Origin of the sequence: Gordonia sp. UBA7860 (assembly GCF_002500165.1) — a bacterium.
Lineage (GTDB): Bacteria > Actinomycetota > Actinomycetes > Mycobacteriales > Mycobacteriaceae > Gordonia > Gordonia sputi.
The window spans coordinates 30,767-50,883 of record NZ_DLSO01000195.1 but is presented as its reverse complement, the minus strand read 5'-3'; the positions used below and the strand labels follow the sequence as shown (position 1 = coordinate 50,883).

Genomic DNA, 20,117 nt, shown 5'->3' with positions numbered 1-20,117 from the left:
ACAAAAGATGTGACGACAATTAATGTAGACGCATTGAATGCATGTGCATATAGTTTCTCGCATGGCACACAACACACGAGACGTGGTCATCGCGCACCGGTCCGATTCGTCGAGCGTCGACGATCGGGCACACGACACCGATCGGGCGGCTCCCGAACCAACGACGAACCTGCACATCACCTCGGCGACGGGGTGGACCGGAAGGGTATGGCTGCTCCTTGTGGTTCTGGCGGGAGCGCTCTTCCTCGACGGCCTCGACATCTCGATGGTCGGTGTCGCACTGCCGTCGATCGGCGAAGACCTCCACATGGGTCAGTCGCAGTTGCAGTGGATCGTGAGCGGATATGTGCTGGGCTACGGCGGTCTGCTGTTGCTGGGCGGGCGTGCAAGTGATCTGTTCGGCCGCCGCAGGGTGTTCCTGGTGGCCCTGGGGGTGTTCGGCGTCGCCTCTGTCGCGAGCGCCGTCGTCGACGTCAATGCGGTCATCATCGCTCTGCGCTTCATCAAGGGGATCGCCGCCGCGTTCACCGTGCCCGCGGGCCTGTCGATCATCACGACGACGTTCGCCGAGGGGCCCGCTCGCAACAAGGCTTTCAGTATCTACACCGTGTGCGGAGCGAGTGGCTTCTCGCTCGGTCTGGTTTTCGGTGGACTGCTGACCGAACTCTCCTGGCGCGCAACGCTGCTGTTCCCGGGACCTGTCGCGCTTGCGTTGCTCTTCGCGGGGCTGCGCGTGATCCCGACAGCGCCTCGCACACCCATGCACTGGCGACAGTTCGACGCATTGGGCGCTCTCACGAGCACCGGTGCACTGCTGTTGCTCGTCTTCGCGGTCGTGCGCGCTCCCGAGGTCGGGTGGACCGCGCCCGTCACGATCGCGAGTTTCGCCGCGTCGGCAATCCTGGGCGTCGCGTTCGTCGCCGTTGAGTTCCGCCATCGACACCCGCTGGTGCGTCCCGGAATTCTGAGGTCGGCGTTGCTGGTCCATGCGAACCTCTCCGGTGCGCTGATGTTCGGCGGCTACGTCGCGTTCCAGTTCGTCGTGACGCTGTATCTGCAGGACTCGTTGGGTTGGTCGCCGCTGGGAATGGCGCTCGCCTTTCTGCCGGCAGGCGTGATCGTCGTCGCGAGCGCGACACGGATGGATCGCGTCCTCGACAGGGTTCCGACTCCACTTCTGCTTGTCGCTGGTTTCGCGTCGTTCCTCGGTGGCTACCTGTGGTTCTCCCGTGTCCAGCCGGGCATGTCCTACGCCGAGTTCCTGTTGCCGACCATCATTCTGTTGGGCGTCGGGTTTGCTCTGACCTTCCCGTCGATCAACTCGCAGGGCACCGCGGGCGTCGCCGACCACGAGCAGGGCCTGGCCTCCGGCCTGGTCAACACCAGCGTTCAAGTCGGCGGCGCGGTGATGCTCGCGATCATCACCGCCATTCTGGCAAGTTCGGGCGTCACCCAGCAGCACGGTCAGTTGCTGGGCGGTATGTCAACGGCGATCTGGGTGGTCAGTGCCCTCGCGGTCGTCGGATTGTTCGGAGCGCTCGTGGCATCGTGGTGGTCGCGACGCCTCCCGGTCAGTGCGTGAGCCAAGGCAGGGGAGCGACGTTTGCACCCGTGCCCCTTGAGTGCTGGCACTCTCACGTATAGAGTGCCAGTAGGCACTGAAAGTGAACCTCGGCCACCCGCGACGACGAGGTTTCGTGCAGGGCCCGCAAACACATACATCGTTTCTCAGATGAGAAAGTTGAGGACTCACATCGTGGCGAGCGTGAACATCAAGCCGCTTGAGGACAAGATCCTGGTGCAGGCTGTGGAGGCCGAGACGACCACCGCATCCGGTCTGGTCATCCCGGACACCGCCAAGGAGAAGCCCCAGGAGGGCACCGTCATCGCCGTCGGCGAAGGGCGTGTCACCGAGCAGGGCAACCGCGTCCCTGTCGACGTCAAAGAAGGCGACACCGTCATCTACAGCAAGTACGGCGGCACCGAAATCAAGTATGCCGGCGAGGAGTACCTGATCCTCTCGTCCCGCGACGTGCTCGCGGTGATCGGCAAGTAAGACCCCACGGACCAACGTGTGGTCGTTCCGCCCCGGGGTCTGTACGCAGACCCCGGGGCGGACTACGTTGTGCCCCCATTCATTTCCCAGTAGAAGGCACTCAAGAAGGAAATCATGGCCAAACAGATCGAATTCGACGAGAAGGCCCGCCGCTCACTCGAGCGCGGTATCGATCAGCTCGCTGACACGGTCAAGGTGACACTCGGCCCGCGCGGGCGACATGTGGTGCTGTCCAAGGCGTTCGGCGGACCGTCGGTCACCAACGACGGCGTGACGATCGCGCGCGACATCGAACTCGAGGACCCGTTTGAAAACATGGGTGCTCAGTTGGTGAAGTCGGTCGCCACCAAGACCAACGACGTGGCGGGCGACGGCACGACCACCGCGACGGTTCTCGCGCAGGCGATCGTCAGCGAAGGTCTGCGCAACGTCGCAGCTGGCGCGAGCCCGGTGGCGCTCGGCGCGGGTATCTCCAAGGCTGCCGACGCGATCAGCGACGAACTGGTGCGCGTGGCGACGCCTGTCGAGGGCGAGAAGGCCATCGCGCAGGTCGCCACCGTCAGTTCGCGCGACCCCGAGATCGGCGAGATGGTCGGCAAGGCGATGACGACGGTCGGCACCGACGGCGTCGTCACCATCGAAGAAGGCTCGGGACTACACACCGAACTGGTGGTCACCGAGGGAGTGCAGTTCGACAAGGGCTACCTCTCGCCGTATTTCATCACCGACCCCGACCTCCAGGAAGCGGTGCTCGAGGACGCTCTCGTGCTCCTCTACCGCGACAAGATCAGCTCACTGCCCGATTTCCTCCCGCTGCTGGAGAAGGTCGCGCAGTCGGGTAAGTCGCTACTGATCGTCGCCGAAGACGTTGAGGGCGAGCCGCTCTCGACGCTGGTGGTCAACTCGATCCGCAAGACCATCAAGGCCGTCGCGGTCAAGGCACCGTTCTTTGGTGATCGTCGCAAGGCGTTCCTCGACGACCTCGCAGTCGTCACCGGTGGCACCGTGATCTCGACCGACATCGGACTCTCGCTGTCGACGACCGAGCTTGATCAGCTCGGCACTGTGCGTCGCGCTGTCGTCACCAAGGACACCACCACCCTCGTCGAGGGTGGCGGTTCGAAGGAGGCCGTTGCCGCACGTGCCGACCAGATCCGACGCGAGATCGACAACAGCGACTCCGACTGGGATCGCGAGAAGCTCGCCGAGCGGTTGGCGAAGCTCTCCGGTGGCATCGCCGTGATCCGCGTCGGCGCGCCGACCGAGACAGCACTCAAGGAGCGCAAGCACCGCGTCGAGGATGCGGTCGCCGCAGCCAAGGCCGCTGTCGAGGAGGGCATCATCCCCGGTGGTGGGTCTGCGCTCGTGCAAGCGTCGAAGGTCCTCGACTCTCTCGCAGAGGGACTCGGCCAGGACGAGGCGCTGGGTGTGCGGGTCGTTCGCGACGCCGTGCGGTCGCCGCTGTACTGGATCGCCAGCAACGCGGGCGTCGACGGTGCCGTGGTTGTCGACAAGGTCGCACGCCAGGAGACCGGTCACGGCTTCAACGCCGCGACGCTCTCGTACGGTGACCTGCTCGCAGGCGGCATCATCGATCCGGTCAAGGTGACGAGGTCTGCGGTCGTGAACGCGGCGTCGGCGTCGCGGATGGTGCTGACCACCGAGGCCGCAGTTGCCGACGAGCCGGCCGGTGCGGCCGCTGATCACGGTCACGGACACGCGCACTGACCGATCGGCGCTCGCGGTCTGACGTCTGACCGCACGTGACACGAAGAAGAGCCCGGGCCGACCACGATGGTCGGCCCGGGCTTGTCTGCGTTCTTATGGCCTGCGGAGTGTTCCTATGGACTGTTGCGCTGTGTGAGTGCTCGGTCAGCTCGCGATACGTCGTCCGACGCCGCGCTTCATCAGCATGCTGCGCTCGGACTCCGACAGTCCGCCCCAGATCCCGTAGGGCTCGGCGACCGCGAGAGCGTGCTCACGGCAATGCGCAATCACCGGGCACTGGTGGCACATTTCTTTCGCGCGACGCTCGCGCTGGGCACGTGCCCGTCCCCGCTCACCATCGGGATGAAAGAACATCGAGGAGTCGACGCCGCGGCATAGGCCTTGCATTTGCCAATCCCAGATATCGGCATTAGGTCCGGGGAGATGATTTGGCTGAGGCATGGCACGAACTCCTTTGATTCTCGAGGTACCGCTGCACTGCTCCACCGACCGCGAGACCGGCGGAACCACACTGGCGCATCGCCGCTATCGGCTGTGCATCGCAAACACTAGGCGGACGGCGGAAACAGCGTCAATAGTGCCTCTCGAGGACAAGATCGTTCAAAAAATTCCATCGTTGTTAACGAAATGTTGTGTGGTCGGCCTTGGCTAGCACAGGCCGACCCCGCCAACTGCGGAGACCCTTATCGGAACCCCTCAAGGGGTCGTGAGCTGCGCAGATGCGGATTGATTTCACTCTGGACGAGCGGAAGTACGATCGTAGGCGCCTACGGGACCAAGAACGCCGGGTAACACGGAGGAAATGTTCTCATCATGCGTACGTGACGTTGGCGTCGAATTAAAGGATTGTGACGGCAGGTTAAATTCAGGAAAACGGAGACAATGGAAGTGATGTGGACCACGGGATTGTGTTGAATTCGCTGCGAAATCAATGGTGGAAGGCCGTCGAACGCGGAGGGCTCGGCGACGGGGCTGCGGCGCTGACCATGCTCGACCGACTCCGTGAGCGCGCCAGAACGGTCGACGCCTGCGAGGTGATCTCCCTGACGTGGAGTACCACGGCATCGCTGCACCGACAGTCGGGTCGACATGACCTCGCCCTCGGGTTCGACGCCGCGGCGCTAGCCGCGCTGGACGATCCTTTCGGCTCCGCAGATCCCTGGGTTCGCGTTGCCGCGCACGACGCCGTCGTCGGGCTCGCCGCCGACAACCTCGGGCTATTCCGATTCCCGGCGTCGGGTCGGCTACTTACAAGGGCTCGAGAGCTACTCGGCGGCCGCGACGTCGACGATGCGGCCGCCGACGCGTGGTCGACGTTTGTCACCGATCTTCGCCCGCGCGTGCGCGAGCGTTGGGTCGGTGCCGAACTGGCCATCTACACCGGCGACGCTGAGCAGGCGCGTCGTCTCATCGGTGAGGCCCAAAAAATGATGGCCTCGGTGTCGTCGGACCATGAGCGTCATCACATAAAGACAGACCTCATCGCCGCGGCGTCGGCGAACGATACATCCGACGCTGCTGCAGTTGCGCAGGCATGTCTGCGTCGCGCGCGCGGGGGCGGATTTGTGCCGCTGACCTGGGCATCGTTGTCTTTGCTGCAGGGCCTTGGCGACACGTCGTATACGACGATTGCAGCCATCGCCGCGTCGCATGACATGCTTGTGGATCGGGGGATGCCTTTCGCTGGCCGCTCGTAGATCCATCACGACCCGATTGATCAGGCAACACAAACGTGTAACACGGGAATCTCAACTGACGATGAAACTGACAGGTGTTGAGTTAGACGAAGCCGTCCGCGCAGCCGCGTCGGGCGACCGGGTCGCACTCACGTCAGTCCTCGAAAGTGTGCAGGAACCGATCGTGCGCTACTGCCGAGGGCGAATCGGTGTCGGAGAACGCCATTTGTTCTCCGCTGACGACGTGGCGCAGGAGGCCCTTATGGCTGTCATGACCGCGCTGCCCCGGTATCAGGACCAGGGGCGACCGTTCATGGCCTTTGTGTACGGCATTGCCTCGCACAAGGTGGCTGACGCCATGCGTGTCGCCGGTCGCGTGAAAGCCGACCCCGTTGAGCAGCTCCCCGAGGTCGTCCAGGTCACTGGGGGACCGGAGCAGAGCGCACTCGACGCCGACGCCAGCCGAGAGATGAAGGCACTTCTCGCGTTGATTCCGGAGAAGCAACGCGAAGTACTCATCCTGCGTCTGGTCGTCGGACTGTCTGCTGAAGAGACCGCAGAAGCCGTGGGGAGCACCCCCGGTGCGGTCCGTGTCGCGCAACACCGAGCATTGGCCAAGTTGAAGGAACAGCTGAGAAAGGCGGGAGGGCATGATGAACGACGAGCATGAGTCGCATCGTGGTCGCTCCGTGCCGGGTCGGCGGCAGTCGGGGGGCATGCACGACACCGGAACAGGTGCGTACAGATTTCCGACAGGGGAGTGGGCGACTCCCGACGACACACCACCCGTGGATATCTCCGCGGTTGCATTCGACGACGCGTTCATCGACGCGCTGTCGCACGATGTACCGACGCCGACACGAGATGACGCCGAGTACGAGCTCGCGGGACTGCTCTCCGCGTGGCGCCATGAGTCGCTCGCCGATCCGCTGCCACTCGGCCCGACTGTCACCGACGTCGAGAACGCCATCGCCGCGGAACATCCGCGCGCTCGGACCCGCACTATCGTGCGTACGCTCCGCATTGTCGCCGGTGCCGCCGCGGTTGCAATCGTTGCCGCTGCCGGGCTCACGGTGATGTCGCAGGGTTCCGAACCCGGCGACCCGCTGTGGAACGTCAAGAAGGTCGTGTTCGCGCAGGCCGCATCGGAAACGCAAGCTGCATATGACGTCCGGTCGAACCTCGAGAAGGCCGAGGCCGAACTCGCCGCGGGCAACACTCCTGCCGCCGAATCGTTGATCTCCCAGGCGGAGAACTCGATGGGACCGGTCCGGGATTCCGATACCCGCTCACACATGGACGAGTGGATCGGACGGCTGCGAGCCGACACCGGGACCACAGCGCGCAGCGGTGCCTCGGCGACCTCACCGAACGGCGGAAACCCTGACCCCTCGCAGGCGCGAACGTCTCAACCGCAACAGCCGACCGACCAGCTCACGAGTCAGACAAAGCCTGAGACGACCCCGCCCCACACGACGCCGCCGACCAGCGAGACGCCGACGACCACGACAAAGCCGCCGACGACGACCACAACGACCACCACGACGGCGGCCAACGAAGGACCGTCGAGTAGCTGGCCCCCATCGAGCTGAATGTTGAGCTCTAGCTGAAGTGACCGTCGAGTGATCGGCTGTCAGTCAGACGGAGTAGGACCTTCCGTAATACACAAGCCACGAGTCCCGCAGTCGCAGGGCTCGTGGCTTGTTGTGTGGTGTCGCAGGCGACGATGGGCAGAAGATCTCGAAACCCCGACGTAGGTCGATACGGTCAGCGCTCGTTGTCGAGATGGTGATGCGCGTCGGCATAGCCGCGGCAGTAGTCCCACGTCACATAGGCATCGGGACGCGGATCGACGGCAGGCTCGTGCGGCCGCACGGTCCCATCGATCAACAGTTGAAGTAGGTTGGCGCGCAGCATGTCCCAGTCGTGGTAGTGGTCTTCCTGGCAGTCGTCGCATACCACGACGAGCCCGCGAATCCCCCGATGTGCCAGCAACGCCTCATAGACTGCGAGGTCGGCCAGATCCTCTTCGACCGCGAGCCGCTCGCTCTCATCCAAAGGGATGCCAGGCTCCATCGAATCCAGCATCGAAGCCGGATCGCTGGGGTCGTCGGCGAACGGGTCTGGTGGAAGGCCCGGTGGGAGATGATCACGCACGACTCCACCGTAACCGATTGCAGCGCACGGCTGCCGCATCGCTCCACAGAAGTACTGGGTCGGCTGCGTGGCCGCGCCCTCTGCCCCGTTCTTCCTCCTCGCTCACATCGTCGCTTCGCTCCTTGTTGTTTGCGCGGCTCGTGGCTGCGCCTTGTGCCCCGTTCTTCCTCCTCATCGCATCGTCGCTTCGCTCCTCGCTCTTCGTCGTGCAGAACGGGGCGGCGCAGCCACGAGCCGACGCCCTCGCTCTTCGTCGCGCAGAACGGGGCGGGGCAGCCACGACCCGGCGCGATCGCTTCGCTGCGGGCGAAATCAGCGGCGGCCCATTACCAGATAGAATGGACGAATGACGCAGGTTCGCACCGGAGGAGACGACCCCGGCAAGGTCGCAATGCTCGGACTGACGTTTGACGACGTCCTTTTGTTGCCCTCGGCATCGGATGTGATTCCCAGTGAGGTCGACACATCCACGCGGGTGACCAAGGAGATCACGCTCCGCGTGCCTCTCGTCAGTTCGGCGATGGACACCGTCACCGAGTCGCGCATGGCCATCGCCATGGCGCGCGCGGGCGGAATGGGCGTCCTTCACCGCAACTTGTCGATCGAGGCCCAGGCCGGCCAGGTGGAGACGGTCAAGCGCTCCGAGGCGGGCATGGTGACCGATCCGGTGACCTGTTCGCCAAGCAACACCCTGGCCGAGGTCGACGCCATGTGTGCTCGGTACCGCATCTCCGGCCTGCCGGTCGTCGACGATCGCGGCGAACTCGTCGGCATCATCACCAACCGCGACATGCGCTTCGAGGTCGACCAGAACCGCCCGGTCTCCGAAGTGATGACCAAGGCGCCGCTCATCACCGCCCAGGAGGGCGTGTCCGCCGAGGCCGCGCTCGGCCTCCTGCGTCGCAACAAGGTCGAGAAGCTGCCGATCGTCGACGGCAACGGCAAGCTCACCGGTCTCATCACGGTGAAAGACTTCGTCAAGACCGAGCAGCACCCGCTCGCCACCAAGGATTCCGACGGTCGACTGCTCGTCGGTGCGGCTGTGGGAACCGGCGACCCGCAGTGGGAACGCGCGATGGCGCTCTCCGACGCCGGCGCCGATGTGATCATCGTCGACACCGCCCACGCGCATAACCGGCTAGTGCTCGAGATGGTCGCCAAGCTCAAGGCCGAGATCGGCGATCGCGTACAGATCGTCGGCGGCAATGTCGCAACGCGTGAGGCCGCGCAGGCGCTCGTCGACGCGGGCGCCGACGCCGTCAAGGTCGGTGTCGGTCCCGGCTCGATCTGCACGACCCGCGTCGTCGCAGGTGTCGGTGCCCCGCAGATCACCGCCATCCTCGAAGCCGTCGCCGTCTGCAACAAGGCAGGCGTTCCGGTCATCGCCGACGGTGGCGTGCAGTACTCCGGCGACATCGCCAAGGCACTCGCGGCGGGCGCGTCGACCGTCATGCTCGGTTCGCTCCTCGCAGGCACGGCCGAGGCTCCCGGCGACCTGATCCTGGTCAACGGTAAGCAGTTCAAGAGCTACCGAGGCATGGGATCGCTCGGCGCCATGCAGGGTCGTGGACAGGCCAAGTCGTACTCCAAGGACCGCTACTTCCAAGACGACGTGCTCGCCGAGGAGAAGCTGGTCCCCGAGGGCATCGAAGGACGGGTGCCCTACCGCGGGCCACTCGGCCAGGTGGTCCACCAGCTCGTCGGCGGGCTTCGTGCGTCGATGGGGTACACCGGATCGTCGACCATCGATCACCTACAGGGTGCACGGTTCGTCCAGATCACCGCGGCGGGCCTCAAGGAATCGCATCCGCACGACATCACACTGACCGCCGAGGCGCCGAACTACTATTCCCGCTGACGTCGTCGTGATCGTCGCGATCACGACGCCGCACAGTCGAATAGCAGTCCATCAAACCCCAAGAGAGGCGCAACGGTGCGTGACCTGACCGATATCGGCATGGGCAGAACCGCCCGTCGAACATACGAACTCGACGACATCAGCATCGTCCCATCACGACGGACGCGCTCGTCGAAAGAGGTGTCGACGGCCTGGCAGATCGACGCGTATCGATTCGACTCGCCGATCCTGAGCCATCCCACCGACGCCCTCGTCTCCCCACAGATGGCGGTGACGCTCGGAAAGCTCGGCTCCCTCGGCGCGATCAACGGCGAGGGCCTCTGGGCGCGTCACCGCGACGTCGAGGAAAAGATCGCGCAACTCGTCGACATCGCGCTCAACGATCCCGATCCGTCCGCGCCCGTGCGCTTTCTGCAGGAACTGCATCGCGCCCCGATCGATACCGATCTGCTCGGCGAAGCAGTGAGCTTTGTGCGCGACGCAGGCGTGACGACCGCCGTCCGGGTGAGCCCGCAACACGCGCCGGAACTGACGCCTGCTCTCCTGGCAGCCGGAGTGGAGATCCTGGTCGTGCACGGCACGATCATCTCCGCCGAGCACGTCGTCCGGGGCGAAGAAGAACCCCTCAACCTCAAGACATTCATCGCCGAACTCGACATCCCGGTGATCGCCGGCGGCGTGCACGACCACCGGACAGCGCTTCACCTGATGCGGACCGGTGCTGCCGGCGTGATCGTAGGATACGGCTCCGCCGAAGGAGCGACGACGACGTCGGAGGTGCTCGGTATCGGCGTTCCGATGGCCACCGCCATCGCCGACGCCGCGGCGGCACGTCGGGAATACCTCGACGAGACCGGTGGACGCTACGTTCACGTCATCGCCGACGGCGACATCCACACCTCGGGCGATCTCGCCAAGGCGATCGCCTGTGGAGCCGACGCCGCGGTGCTCGGCACTCCGTTGGCCGCAGCAGCCGAAGCCCCCGGGCATGGCTGGTACTGGCCGTCGGCCGCAGCACATCCCGACACTCCGCGCGGCGCACTGCTGCGCGTCGCGACCGACGAGGGCCGACCGAGCCTTGAGACCGTGCTCAACGGACCGTCCGACGACCCGTTCGGAGAGCTGAATCTCGTTTGCGCGCTGCGTCGTTCGATGGCGAAGGCCGGCTACTCCGATCTCAAGGAGTTCCAGAAGGTAGGGCTGTCGGTCCGCGCGTGAGGCCGCACCTGCCCATCAGGTGAGACCGCCGTCACGTCATGTGACAACGAGCGTTAGAATGGTTGGCTATGGCAGCCCACCATGGTTTCGACAAGCTCAACCAGCGCGAGAACAAGCTCAACCAGCGCGAGAACAAGTCTCACTTCGACGTGCTCATCGTCGGTTCCGGTTTCGGCGGCAGCGTCAGTGCGCTGCGCCTCGTCGAGAAGGGGTACCGCGTCGGGGTGATCGAAGCCGGACGTCGGTTCGAAGACCACGAGTTCGCCAAGACGAGTTGGCGTCTCCACAAGTGGCTCTGGGCGCCGAAGCTCGGGCTGTACGGGATTCAGCGCATCCACGCACTCAAAGACGTGATGATCATGGCGGGAGCGGGCGTCGGCGGTGGCTCGCTCAACTACGCCAACACTCTGTACAAGCCTCCGACACCGTTCTTCACCGACCCGCAGTGGAACCACATCACGGACTGGGAGGCCGAGCTCACGCCGCATTACGAACAGGCTCGACGCATGCTGGGCGTCGTCACCAATCCCACTGTCACCGAATCGGATCGGGTGATGCGCACCGTCGCCGAGCAGATGGGTGCGGCCGACACGTTCACGTCGACGCCGGTCGGCGTGTTCTTCGGTGCCAAGACCGGCCTGGCGGGAGTGCCGGGCGAGACCGTCCCGGATCCGTACTTCGGTGGCGCCGGACCCGAGCGGACCGCGTGCACCGAATGTGGCGCGTGCATGACCGGCTGTCGGGTCGGCGCGAAGAACACCCTGATGAAGAACTACCTCGGTCTCGCCGAGCGCAATGGCGCAACGATCATCGACCGCACCACCGTCGACGGACTCGTGCACCGTGCCGACGGGACGTGGGAGGTCGAGACCAGGGGCTCGTCGTCGTGGGGTCCGTTCGGCGCGGGTAAGCGCACCTTCACCGCAGATCAGGTGATCGTCGCGGCCGGAACGTTCAACACCCAGAAGCTTCTCCACCGAGCGAAGGGCACGACGCTTCCGAAGATCTCCGACGCGATGGGCGCGCTGACCCGTACCAACTCAGAATCGATCCTCGGCGCGATGGCCGCGAAATACGATCCGCAGCACGACTATTCGCACGGGGTGGCGATCACGTCGTCGTTCCATCCGGAGCCCAACACGCACATCGAGCCGGTTCGATACGGCAAGGGCAGCAACGCGATTGCGTATCTGCAGACGGTGCTCACCGATGGTGGGAGCAGGCGCAACCGGTTCGGCCAGTTCCTGAAGGAGATCGCGCGGAATCCCTTCCTGCTCGTGCGGCTTCTCTTCGTGCGCAAGTGGAGTCAGCGCACCGTGATCGCCCTGGTGATGCAGAGCAGCGACAACTCGCTGACCACATTCGTTCGCAAGCGCGGGCCGTTCCGCTACGTCACGAGCAAGCAGGGCCACGGTGAGCCGAATCCGACGTGGATTCCCAAGGGCAACGAGGCAACTCGACGCATTGCCGACATCCTGCCGGGAGGGCTCGCGGGTGGCACGTGGGGCGACGTGATGAACATGCCGCTCACCGCCCACTACCTCGGCGGGTGTGCCATCTCCGACGACCCCGCGAACGGCGTCGTCGACGCGTACCACCGTGTGTGGGGCTATCCGACACTGCATGTCACCGACGGTGCTGCGGTCTCGGCGAACCTCGGTGTCAACCCGTCGCTGACCATCTCGGCGCAGGCCGAGCGCGCGATCGCGTTGTGGCCCAACAAGGGCGAAGACGACCAGCGTCCCGAGCAGGGAAGTGGTTACCAACGGCTCGCGCCGATCTCACCCGCACACCCGGTTGTGCCCGCCGACGCGCCCGGTGCGCTGCGGTTGCCGATCACGCCGGTGTCCTCGGCTGTGTCGTCCTGACCGCACGTCCGGCAGCGGGGGTGGCGCGCGCAGAAAAGCACACCCCTCGGGTCCTCCGCCTGTACCGGTACATGCGAGCGACCCACGAGGCGTAACTTTCTGCGCGGCTCGGAACCTGAGCACTCCGGTGTGATCAGTCCAGCCCGCGGGCGCTGAGGCTCTCGGCGAACCCGTCGGCGGTCCGCAGCGCGGCGATCACGATGGGCGCGACCAGGATTCGTGCACCGGGCCGCAGTCCGCGTGCGCGGCGCGCCTCGTCGACCTGGCCTGCGATCTCGACGATCAGTGGAATTGTCCGGATGGTCAGGGCGAGCGAGATCGCGATGAGGTCGGTGCGCACGCCTAGCTTGCTCAGCGGCGACATGGCGCGCGTCAGCGAGTCGAGCATGTCGGTGGTGCGGGTGGTCAGGCTGACGACGGCGGCCAGCAGCACCGAGAGCGCGAGGATGCCGCACACCAGAACCGCTCGACGCCAGTCGGTGAAGATGAGCTGAAACACGAAGACGAACAACAGAATCCACAGCGTCGGCCGGAACTGGCGCCACGCCGTGACAGGACCGATGCCGGCCAGGGCGTAGACCGCGACGATCGCGGCGGCGGCAATGCCGAGCGCCGGAAGGGTTCTCACACACAGGGTGATGACGAGAATGCCTGCGGCGAGGCCCAGCAACTTCACGCCAGGGGAGGCCCTGTGCAGCAGCGAGTGTCCGGGCCGGCAGGTGCCGAGCGGATTCATGCCATCGCCTCGCGATAGGCGGGCAGTGCGACGCCGGGCACATCGTCGACGGTGACGACCCCGTCGTCGATGACGAGAACGCGCTCGAAGTCGTTGACCAAGTCGAGGTCGTGGGTGACCACGACGAGTTGGACATCCAGGTCGGCGAACACTCGGCGCAACATGCGGCTGTTGCGTAGGTCGAGGAGCGTCGTCGGTTCGTCGGCGACGATGATCGACGGTTCGGTGACGAATACGGCTGCGAGAGCGAGGAGTTGCTTCTGTCCGCCGGACAATCTGCTCGCGGGTTGGTCGGCGTGGTCGGCGAGGCCGAAACGATCGAGCACGCTCATCGCGCGGTCTCGACGTTCGGCTTTGTTCAGATCTGTTCTGGTCAGCGAGAGTTCGATGTCCTCGCGCACCGTCGGCATGATGATCTGCCGGTCGGGGTCGGAGAAGATGAACCCGACGCGCCGTCGAACACGACGTTTCTCCTTTGACGCGTCGAGGCCATCGACCACGACGGTCCCGGTGTCGGGGACGACGAGCGCGTTGATCATCCGCGCCAGCGTCGACTTTCCGCTGCCGTTGGCACCCACGATGCCGATGCGTCGTTCGGGGAGGTCGACCGAGACGTCACTCAACACTCGACGACCGTCGAATGAGTGTGAGACATCGCGGAATTCGATCACGCGAGGTCCATGCGGTGAGTTGTCATGCGGTGAGTGCGACGACGCGTCCACGTCGGATGCGCAGTGGGGTGATGAGGCCCGGCCACCCTCGGTGCACCTGGCTGGCGACGAGCGCCGCGATCACCGCCTTGACGGCATCGCCTGCGATGAACCAGCCGTTGGCCGCGATCGCCGCCCACAGCGTGAGGTCGGCGCGGATCATCAGGCCGATGGTGCCGCAGATGTAGATCACCAGCACTCCGCCGATCAGATTCGCCACGATGCCCAGCAGGATTCGATAGCGCGGCATCATGAACGCCGTCAACAACCCGATCACGAACACGCCGGGCAGGAAGCCGACGAAGAACCCGGCCGTCGGCGACGACAGTGCGGTCAATCCGTTGCGACCGCCCGAGAGGATCGGGAGTCCCGCGATCGCGAGGACCATGAAGATGACCACCGCCAGCGTGCCCTTCTTGGGGCCGAGGATGGCGCCGGTCAGCATCACACCAAGGGTCTGAAAGGTGATGGGTACGCCCGCGCTGCCGACGCTGATCTGCCCCGGCAAGCCGAGTGCGGCGATCAGTGCGGCGAACACGGCGGCCTGGGTGATGTCGGAGATCGACAGGGACAGCCATCGCCGCCGCGGCCTGTCGGCGGATGACCTGGCCTTTTCGCGCTCGTCTGAGGTGCTCATATCGACATGGAGTATCCCACGGCGCCACCTGCGCTCCGAGGGCCCCGCCTGCGCGGCGGTGACGGGTACCGCCTGCGCGGTGATGACGTCGGTGCGCACGCATAGAATAGGGTGGTGACAGACTCTTCCGCCGACAACTCGCCTGCCGACCGATCTTCTGCCGAGAACGCGCTCGCCGAGGGACCCCGTCCGGTCCTCGTCGTCGACTTCGGTGCACAGTATGCGCAACTGATCGCCCGACGTGTCCGTGAGGCGCGCATCTACTCCGAGGTCATCGCCCACGACGCCTCGGTCGACGAGTTCAAGGCCAAGGAGCCTGCCGCGATCATCCTGTCCGGCGGGCCGGCGTCGGTCTACGCCGACGACGCGCCGAGCCTCGACCCCGCACTCCTCGAGCTGGGCATCCCCGTGTTCGGGATCTGCTATGGCTTTCAGACAATGGCTGCCGCGCTCGGCGGCGAGGTGGCCAACACAGGTGGGCGCGAGTTCGGACGCACGACGTTCACCGCCACCGACGACGGCGTGCTGCATCGCGGTCTCGATCGCAACCAGCCCGTGTGGATGAGCCACAACGACGCCGTGCAGGTGGCGCCCGAGGGCTTCGTCGTCACAGGATCGACGCCCGGTGCGCCCGTCGCGGCGTTCGAGTCCGTCGAGTCGAAGATGGCAGGCGTGCAGTACCACCCCGAGGTGCTGCACACGCCGCACGGACAGCAGGTACTCACCCGGTTCCTCTACGAGATCGCGGGCCTCGAGGCCGATTGGACGCCCGCGAACATCGCCGACGCACTGATCGACCAGGTCTCCGACCAGATCGGCGACGGCCTCGCGATCTGCGGTCTGTCCGGCGGCGTCGACTCCGCGGTTGCGGCAGCGCTGGTTCAGCGAGCCATCGGCGACCGTCTGACCTGCGTGTTCGTCGACCACGGACTGCTACGCGCCGGTGAGCGTGAGCAGGTCGAGCACGACTTCGTCGCCGCCACCGGTGCGCGGCTGGTGACGGTCGACGCCGCAGACAAGTTCCTCGCCGAACTGTCCGGCGTCAGCGATCCCGAGACCAAACGTAAGATCATCGGACGCGAGTTCATCCGCTCGTTCGAAGGTGCGGTCAGTGACGTGCTCGGCGATCGGGCGGCCAACGGCGACAAGGTCGACTTTCTGGTGCAGGGCACGCTGTACCCCGACGTCGTCGAATCCGGCGGCGGTAGCGGTACCGCAAACATCAAGAGCCACCACAACGTCGGCGGGCTGCCAGACGATCTCGAGTTCAGCCTCGTCGAGCCCCTGCGGTTGTTGTTCAAAGACGAGGTGCGAGCGGTCGGACGTGAACTCGGTTTGCCCGAGGAGATCGTGGCGCGTCAGCCATTCCCCGGACCCGGTCTTGCCATCCGCATCGTCGGCGACGTGACCGCCGACCGCCTCTCGATGCTGCGCAAGGCCGACCTCATCGCCCGCGAGGAGCTGACCGCCGCGGGTCTCGATCACCAGATCTGGCAGTGCCCCGTGGTGTTGCTGGCCGACGTGCGCAGCGTCGGCGTCCAAGGCGACGGCCGCACCTACGGGCATCCGATCGTCCTCCGGCCGGTATCGAGCGAGGACGCGATGACCGCCGACTGGACGCGCGTGCCGTATGAGGTGCTCGAGACGATCTCCACCCGCATCACCAACGAGGTGCCCGACGTGAACCGCGTCGTCCTCGACGTCACGAGCAAGCCGCCAGGCACCATCGAGTGGGAATAGGGCCGAGCGGAAGTAGAGGCGAACGCTATCGCCGTCGCGCGCCGCTGACCAGGAGCACCAGGCCGACGATCAGCCCGATCCCGACGACGCCCCAGCCGAGGACCGACGCCGACGGGAGACCGGGCGTATCGGTCAGGCCCCAGATCGCCACCGCGATCGCGGCGATGCCGAGGAGGGCGAGACCGGGGGCGCGGCGGCCGACGGCATCACTAGCCTGCTCGGTGCTCCCGGTTCCCTTGCCTTCTGCTTCCATGCCTTTTGGGCTCCAGTCGTTCATCGGGTCACCTCCACGCTGCCCACGTTGGCGTGCGCGTTGATCGTCAACACCGGCATGTCGGCGCCGGCCGTGCCGACGGATAGCCCTTCTGGACATTGCGGATCACCGACATTCAACGTGCAGTTCGCCCGCACGTTCATGTCCTTCGGAACCCGCACGGTCACCTCGCCGAGGCCCGCACGAAGGTCGACGGTGCGGTCCGACGTGAGTGTGAGGTCGCGGACGTCGAGTTCGAGTGCGCCCATGGTGACCGAGTAGCTGTCGCGAATGTCGTTCTCGGACAGTGGCTTATACATGCGCTGACCCACACCGCCGGACGGCACGACGCTCTCGTCGGACTGTCCGACCCACGTTGTCGTTGCGCCTGTGACGATGACCGCCGCGCCCAACGCGACGGTGAGGGGGACGAGTCCGACCTGCCGTCGCCCAGTGGATCGACGCAACGCGGCGAGCGTGAGCAGGCCAACGCCTACGACCGCGAGGGCCAAGGAGAGAATGCGCGTCGGGGTGAACCACTCGACACCCGCCTGGTGTGCCGCCACACCGCTCATCGCCACCAGAAGTGCCGCTCCGACGACGAGGAGCGATGCCCGAGTCGAGGAGCGTCGGTTGTCCGGTACCGCGGGGGGCGTCGGCGTCGAGGGTTCGGGTAGATCCCAGGCGAACCGTGCGGCACCGAGCGGGTCCCACGAGGGCGGTTGACGGTCGGCGGTGGTGAACGCCGAGGTCACCGCGTCGGCACTGTCGACGCGAGGTGCGGTGGGGACGTCGACGGCGGCGGGGGTCGGGGCAGCGACCGGCGCTCCCGTCGAGCTCGCGAATGTCGGTGCTGCTCCGGTGCGCAGCGCGCGTGGAGTCCAGCGTTGGAACTGATCCGAACTGGCCGACGGCCCCGCGTCGAGCGTGTCGGCGCTGGTACCGGGAAGCGGTGTGGGTGTTCGACGGAACAGCAGCCACCAGCCGAGCACCATCAGGACGGTGCCGAGCACGGCGCCCGAACTCCAGGTGCCGTGCGGACCGAACGACATCACCAGGATGATCACGACGGCGACGACGATCACGAACTTCGGGTTGTGGTGGCGGCCGTGACCGTGTGCGCTGTGATCGTTGGCGGGTCCGGCGGCCGACAGTCTGCTCGAGGGGAATGCGATCCAGCCGATGATGTAGAGGAGCAGGCCGCTACCACCGAACAGCGTCGAGACGACGAAGGCCACCTTCACGAGCGTCGGATCGACGCGGTAACGGAACGCGATCCCGGCGCAGACACCTGCGACGGTGCGTGGAATCGCTGGGCGAACGGGACGCGTGTGCCAGAGCTGTTCGATGTCTCCGCGGACTTGTGTGGCATCCATGAGTCCAATCCTGGCGGCATCGCGTGCTGTGGGCATCGGGGACATACCCTGACGTTCCCCCGGAAATCGGGGAACGACCCTGATGTGGCGACCGGGGTGTGTGGGGCAGTATCGAAGTGTGAGTACCCCTGCTGCCCCCGACGTGCCACCGATCCCTCGGCTGGTGCGGCGTGACGCGGGCCGGGTCATCGGTGGCGTCGCGGGCGGCGTTGCCGACCATCTCGGCGTCGATGCGTTCCGCGTCCGTGTGGTGTTTGTGGTGTTGGCGGCGCTGGCGGGCGCCGGTGTGCTGGCCTACGGACTGCTGTGGTTCTTCTGCCCGCAGGGCAACGACACCGAAGCGCCCGCGCCGGGGGAGCGTCGACAGGCATTGGGTCTCGCGGTGCTCGCGCTGGTTGCGATGACCGTCGTCGGGTTCGCGGCGTCGGGAACGCCTGCCGCCTATCTCGTGCCGTTCGTGTTCGTCATGGTCGGTGCGGGCCTGGTATGGCGTGAGTTCGACACGTCGAAGACCGCACCCCACAGCACCGCGCTCACCTGGACACGGTTGGCGGGCGGCGCGGTTCTCGTCGTCGGTGGTCTTGCAGTGATAGTCGTGGCGGGCAGACGCAACTACGGCGGCTTGAGCACCACGTTGCTCGCCGTTGCGGCCACGTTGATCGGTGTCGTTCTGCTGACCGTGCCCCTGTGGATGCGGTTGTGGCGCGCGCTGAACGAGGAGCGTGCCGCCCGTATCCGAAACGCCGAGCGCGAGGAGATCGCATCGCACCTGCACGACTCGGTACTGCAGACCCTCGCGCTCATCCAGAAGCAGGCGGGCAAGCCCGAGGAGGTTGCCCGATTGGCCCGCAGTCAGGAGCGCGAGCTGCGTGGGTGGCTCTTCGGCGACGTCGCGCAGCGCGGCACGTCGTTGAGTGCGTCGATCCGAGAGGTCGGCGCAGAGGTGGAAGACACGTATGGGATCGAGGTCGAGGTGATCACCGTCGGTGATCTGCGGCCCGACGAGGGAGCCCGTCACGGACCGGGGAGCGAGGTACGACGCTGGCCCGCTCTGATCGGAGCGACGCGCGAGGCGCTCGTCAACGCGGCCAAGCACTCCGGCGAGCGTAGCGTCGACGTCTACATGGAGGTGGGCGACGAGGAGGTCGAGGTGTTCGTGCGCGATCGAGGCGTCGGATTCGATCGCGACGGTGTCGACCCGGACAGACAGGGGCTTACCCGCTCCATCACGTCTCGGGTGGAACGTGCTGGGGGACAGGCACGTATCGATTCGACGCCGGGGCGCGGCACGAACATCCGACTGATCATGCCGCGTCCCACGACGCACGCCGACGCGGACACCGATGGCCACGAGGCCACGCAGGAAACCACGCACAGCGACGAGTCGATCGACCACGGGAAGGCACGATGAACGAGAACGCGACCGCCGGGCCGGATGCACAGGGCGCGTTGTGCCGAGTGTTTCTCGTCGACGACCACGCGGTGTTCCGCTCGGGTGTACGTGCCGAACTCGCCGACGAACCGGGATTGCACGTGGTCGGCGAGGCGGGCACCGTCGCCGATTCGATCACAGCGATCACGCGACTACGGCCAGACGTCGTGCTCCTCGACGTACACATGCCCGCCGGTGGTGGTGTCTCCGTATTGCGCGGTGTCACAGAGACATTGGGCGACGACGTGCCCGTCTTCCTCGCGCTCAGCGTGTCCGACGCCGCTGAGGATGTGATCGCCACGATCAGGGCGGGCGCACGCGGGTACGTGACCAAGACGATCGACGGTCGGGAACTCGCGGACGCGGTTCGGCGCGTCGCAGATGGCGATGCGGTATTCAGTCCGCGCCTCGCCGGATTCGTGCTCGATTCGTTTACTGGTAAGTCATCGGTGCCAGAGCCCGCCCTCGATCCCGAACTCGACTCTCTCACAAGGCGAGAGCTCGAGGTGTTGCGTCTGTTGGCGCGCGGATACACCTACCGCGAGATCGCCGAAGAGTTGTTCATCTCGATCAAAACCGTAGAAACCCACGCGTCGAACGTGTTGCGGAAGACTCAGCAGTCCAACCGAAATGCGTTGACCCGGTGGGCGGCCACCCGCCACATCGGTTGAG

19 protein-coding genes are annotated in these 20,117 nt (G+C 65.7%); 12 read left to right on the top strand and 7 right to left on the bottom strand.

The features are described from left to right. Nucleotides 1–61: 61 nt before the first annotated feature. The 3 genes from B3T59_RS23230 to groL all read left to right on the top strand — a co-directional run bounded on the left by B3T59_RS23230 (nucleotide 62) and on the right by groL (nucleotide 3,784). Complete coding sequence (locus B3T59_RS23230; protein ID WP_287005254.1) at nucleotides 62–1,582, top strand: MFS transporter; 1,521 nt, start codon at nucleotides 62–64, stop codon at nucleotides 1,580–1,582. Between the two features lie 174 nt (nucleotides 1,583–1,756). Continuing rightward, nucleotides 1,757–2,056, top strand: coding sequence for a co-chaperone GroES (gene groES / locus B3T59_RS23225; RefSeq protein ID WP_005174150.1), 300 nt, complete (start codon nucleotides 1,757–1,759; stop codon nucleotides 2,054–2,056). Between the two features lie 114 nt (nucleotides 2,057–2,170). Beyond that, on the top strand, nucleotides 2,171–3,784 hold the full coding sequence (groL, locus tag B3T59_RS23220) for a chaperonin GroEL (RefSeq protein WP_287005253.1): 1,614 nt from the start codon (nucleotides 2,171–2,173) through the stop codon (nucleotides 3,782–3,784). A 144-nt stretch (nucleotides 3,785–3,928) separates the two neighbouring features. Here the strand turns inward: groL and B3T59_RS23215 are convergent, their stop codons facing one another. Continuing rightward, a complete protein-coding gene (locus tag B3T59_RS23215) occupies nucleotides 3,929–4,225 on the bottom strand; it encodes a WhiB family transcriptional regulator (RefSeq protein WP_005174148.1) in 297 nt (98 codons plus the stop codon). A 452-nt stretch (nucleotides 4,226–4,677) separates the two neighbouring features. On the opposite strand from B3T59_RS23215, the gene B3T59_RS23210 reads away from it, so the two are divergent. From B3T59_RS23210 to B3T59_RS23200, 3 genes are all read left to right on the top strand, one after another. Next, a complete protein-coding gene (locus B3T59_RS23210; protein WP_005207925.1) occupies nucleotides 4,678–5,481 on the top strand; it encodes a hypothetical protein in 804 nt (267 codons plus the stop codon). A 61-nt stretch (nucleotides 5,482–5,542) separates the two neighbouring features. Next, nucleotides 5,543–6,130 (top strand): sigma-70 family RNA polymerase sigma factor, encoded by a 588-nt coding sequence (locus B3T59_RS23205; RefSeq protein WP_005207924.1) that lies wholly within the window; start codon nucleotides 5,543–5,545, stop codon nucleotides 6,128–6,130. Next, nucleotides 6,114–7,052: an anti-sigma-D factor RsdA gene (locus B3T59_RS23200; protein ID WP_376782599.1), complete on the top strand. Its 939-nt coding sequence runs from the start codon at nucleotides 6,114–6,116 to the stop codon at nucleotides 7,050–7,052. Before B3T59_RS23205 ends, B3T59_RS23200 begins: the two co-directional genes overlap by 17 nt. Before the next feature lie 175 nt (nucleotides 7,053–7,227). Here B3T59_RS23200 and B3T59_RS23195 read toward each other — a convergent pair whose 3' ends face one another. Further along, nucleotides 7,228–7,617, bottom strand: a complete 390-nt coding sequence (locus tag B3T59_RS23195; protein WP_039856619.1) for a DUF5319 domain-containing protein — start codon at nucleotides 7,615–7,617, stop codon at nucleotides 7,228–7,230. Between the two features lie 346 nt (nucleotides 7,618–7,963). Between B3T59_RS23195 and guaB the strand changes: the two genes are divergently transcribed. The 3 genes from guaB to B3T59_RS23180 all read left to right on the top strand — a co-directional run bounded on the left by guaB (nucleotide 7,964) and on the right by B3T59_RS23180 (nucleotide 12,561). Then, the gene (gene guaB / locus B3T59_RS23190) at nucleotides 7,964–9,475 is read left to right on the top strand and encodes an IMP dehydrogenase (RefSeq protein WP_005207921.1); all 1,512 of its coding nucleotides are present in this window, start codon (nucleotides 7,964–7,966) and stop codon (nucleotides 9,473–9,475) included. 75 nt (nucleotides 9,476–9,550) lie between these two features. Then, complete coding sequence (locus B3T59_RS23185; protein ID WP_287005251.1) at nucleotides 9,551–10,693, top strand: GuaB3 family IMP dehydrogenase-related protein; 1,143 nt, start codon at nucleotides 9,551–9,553, stop codon at nucleotides 10,691–10,693. A gap of 68 nt (nucleotides 10,694–10,761) precedes the next feature. After that, nucleotides 10,762–12,561, top strand: coding sequence for an FAD-dependent oxidoreductase (locus tag B3T59_RS23180; RefSeq protein WP_287005250.1), 1,800 nt, complete (start codon nucleotides 10,762–10,764; stop codon nucleotides 12,559–12,561). 133 nt (nucleotides 12,562–12,694) lie between these two features. Here B3T59_RS23180 and B3T59_RS23175 read toward each other — a convergent pair whose 3' ends face one another. From B3T59_RS23175 to B3T59_RS23165, 3 genes are read right to left on the bottom strand one after another with little or no spacing between them, the layout of a single operon-like run. Continuing rightward, nucleotides 12,695–13,297: an energy-coupling factor transporter transmembrane component T family protein gene (locus B3T59_RS23175; RefSeq protein ID WP_287005249.1), complete on the bottom strand. Its 603-nt coding sequence runs from the start codon at nucleotides 13,295–13,297 to the stop codon at nucleotides 12,695–12,697. Then, nucleotides 13,294–13,968 (bottom strand): energy-coupling factor ABC transporter ATP-binding protein, encoded by a 675-nt coding sequence (locus B3T59_RS23170; RefSeq protein ID WP_287005248.1) that lies wholly within the window; start codon nucleotides 13,966–13,968, stop codon nucleotides 13,294–13,296. Before B3T59_RS23170 ends, B3T59_RS23175 begins: the two co-directional genes overlap by 4 nt. 22 nt (nucleotides 13,969–13,990) lie before the next feature. Next, nucleotides 13,991–14,644 carry a biotin transporter BioY gene (locus tag B3T59_RS23165; RefSeq protein ID WP_287005264.1) on the bottom strand — a complete coding sequence of 218 codons (654 nt, stop codon included), beginning with the start codon at nucleotides 14,642–14,644 and terminating at the stop codon, nucleotides 13,991–13,993. A 111-nt stretch (nucleotides 14,645–14,755) separates the two neighbouring features. Here B3T59_RS23165 and guaA point away from each other — a divergent pair, with 111 nt between their 5' ends. Beyond that, on the top strand, nucleotides 14,756–16,384 hold the full coding sequence (guaA, locus tag B3T59_RS23160) for a glutamine-hydrolyzing GMP synthase (RefSeq protein WP_287005247.1): 1,629 nt from the start codon (nucleotides 14,756–14,758) through the stop codon (nucleotides 16,382–16,384). Nucleotides 16,385–16,409: 25 nt separating this feature from the next. On the opposite strand, the gene B3T59_RS23155 is transcribed toward guaA, so the two are convergent. Beyond that, nucleotides 16,410–16,661 (bottom strand): hypothetical protein, encoded by a 252-nt coding sequence (locus tag B3T59_RS23155; protein WP_376782598.1) that lies wholly within the window; start codon nucleotides 16,659–16,661, stop codon nucleotides 16,410–16,412. Beyond that, on the bottom strand, nucleotides 16,658–18,013 hold the full coding sequence (locus B3T59_RS23150) for a PspC domain-containing protein (RefSeq protein WP_287005246.1): 1,356 nt from the start codon (nucleotides 18,011–18,013) through the stop codon (nucleotides 16,658–16,660). The genes B3T59_RS23155 and B3T59_RS23150 overlap by 4 nt, the downstream gene beginning before the upstream one ends. An 82-nt stretch (nucleotides 18,014–18,095) precedes the next feature. On the opposite strand from B3T59_RS23150, the gene B3T59_RS23145 reads away from it, so the two are divergent. Continuing rightward, the gene (locus B3T59_RS23145; RefSeq protein WP_251723262.1) at nucleotides 18,096–19,424 is read left to right on the top strand and encodes an ATP-binding protein; all 1,329 of its coding nucleotides are present in this window, start codon (nucleotides 18,096–18,098) and stop codon (nucleotides 19,422–19,424) included. Then, nucleotides 19,421–20,116 (top strand): response regulator, encoded by a 696-nt coding sequence (locus tag B3T59_RS23140; protein ID WP_285897782.1) that lies wholly within the window; start codon nucleotides 19,421–19,423, stop codon nucleotides 20,114–20,116. The genes B3T59_RS23145 and B3T59_RS23140 overlap by 4 nt, the downstream gene beginning before the upstream one ends. Nucleotide 20,117 lies beyond the last annotated feature (1 nt).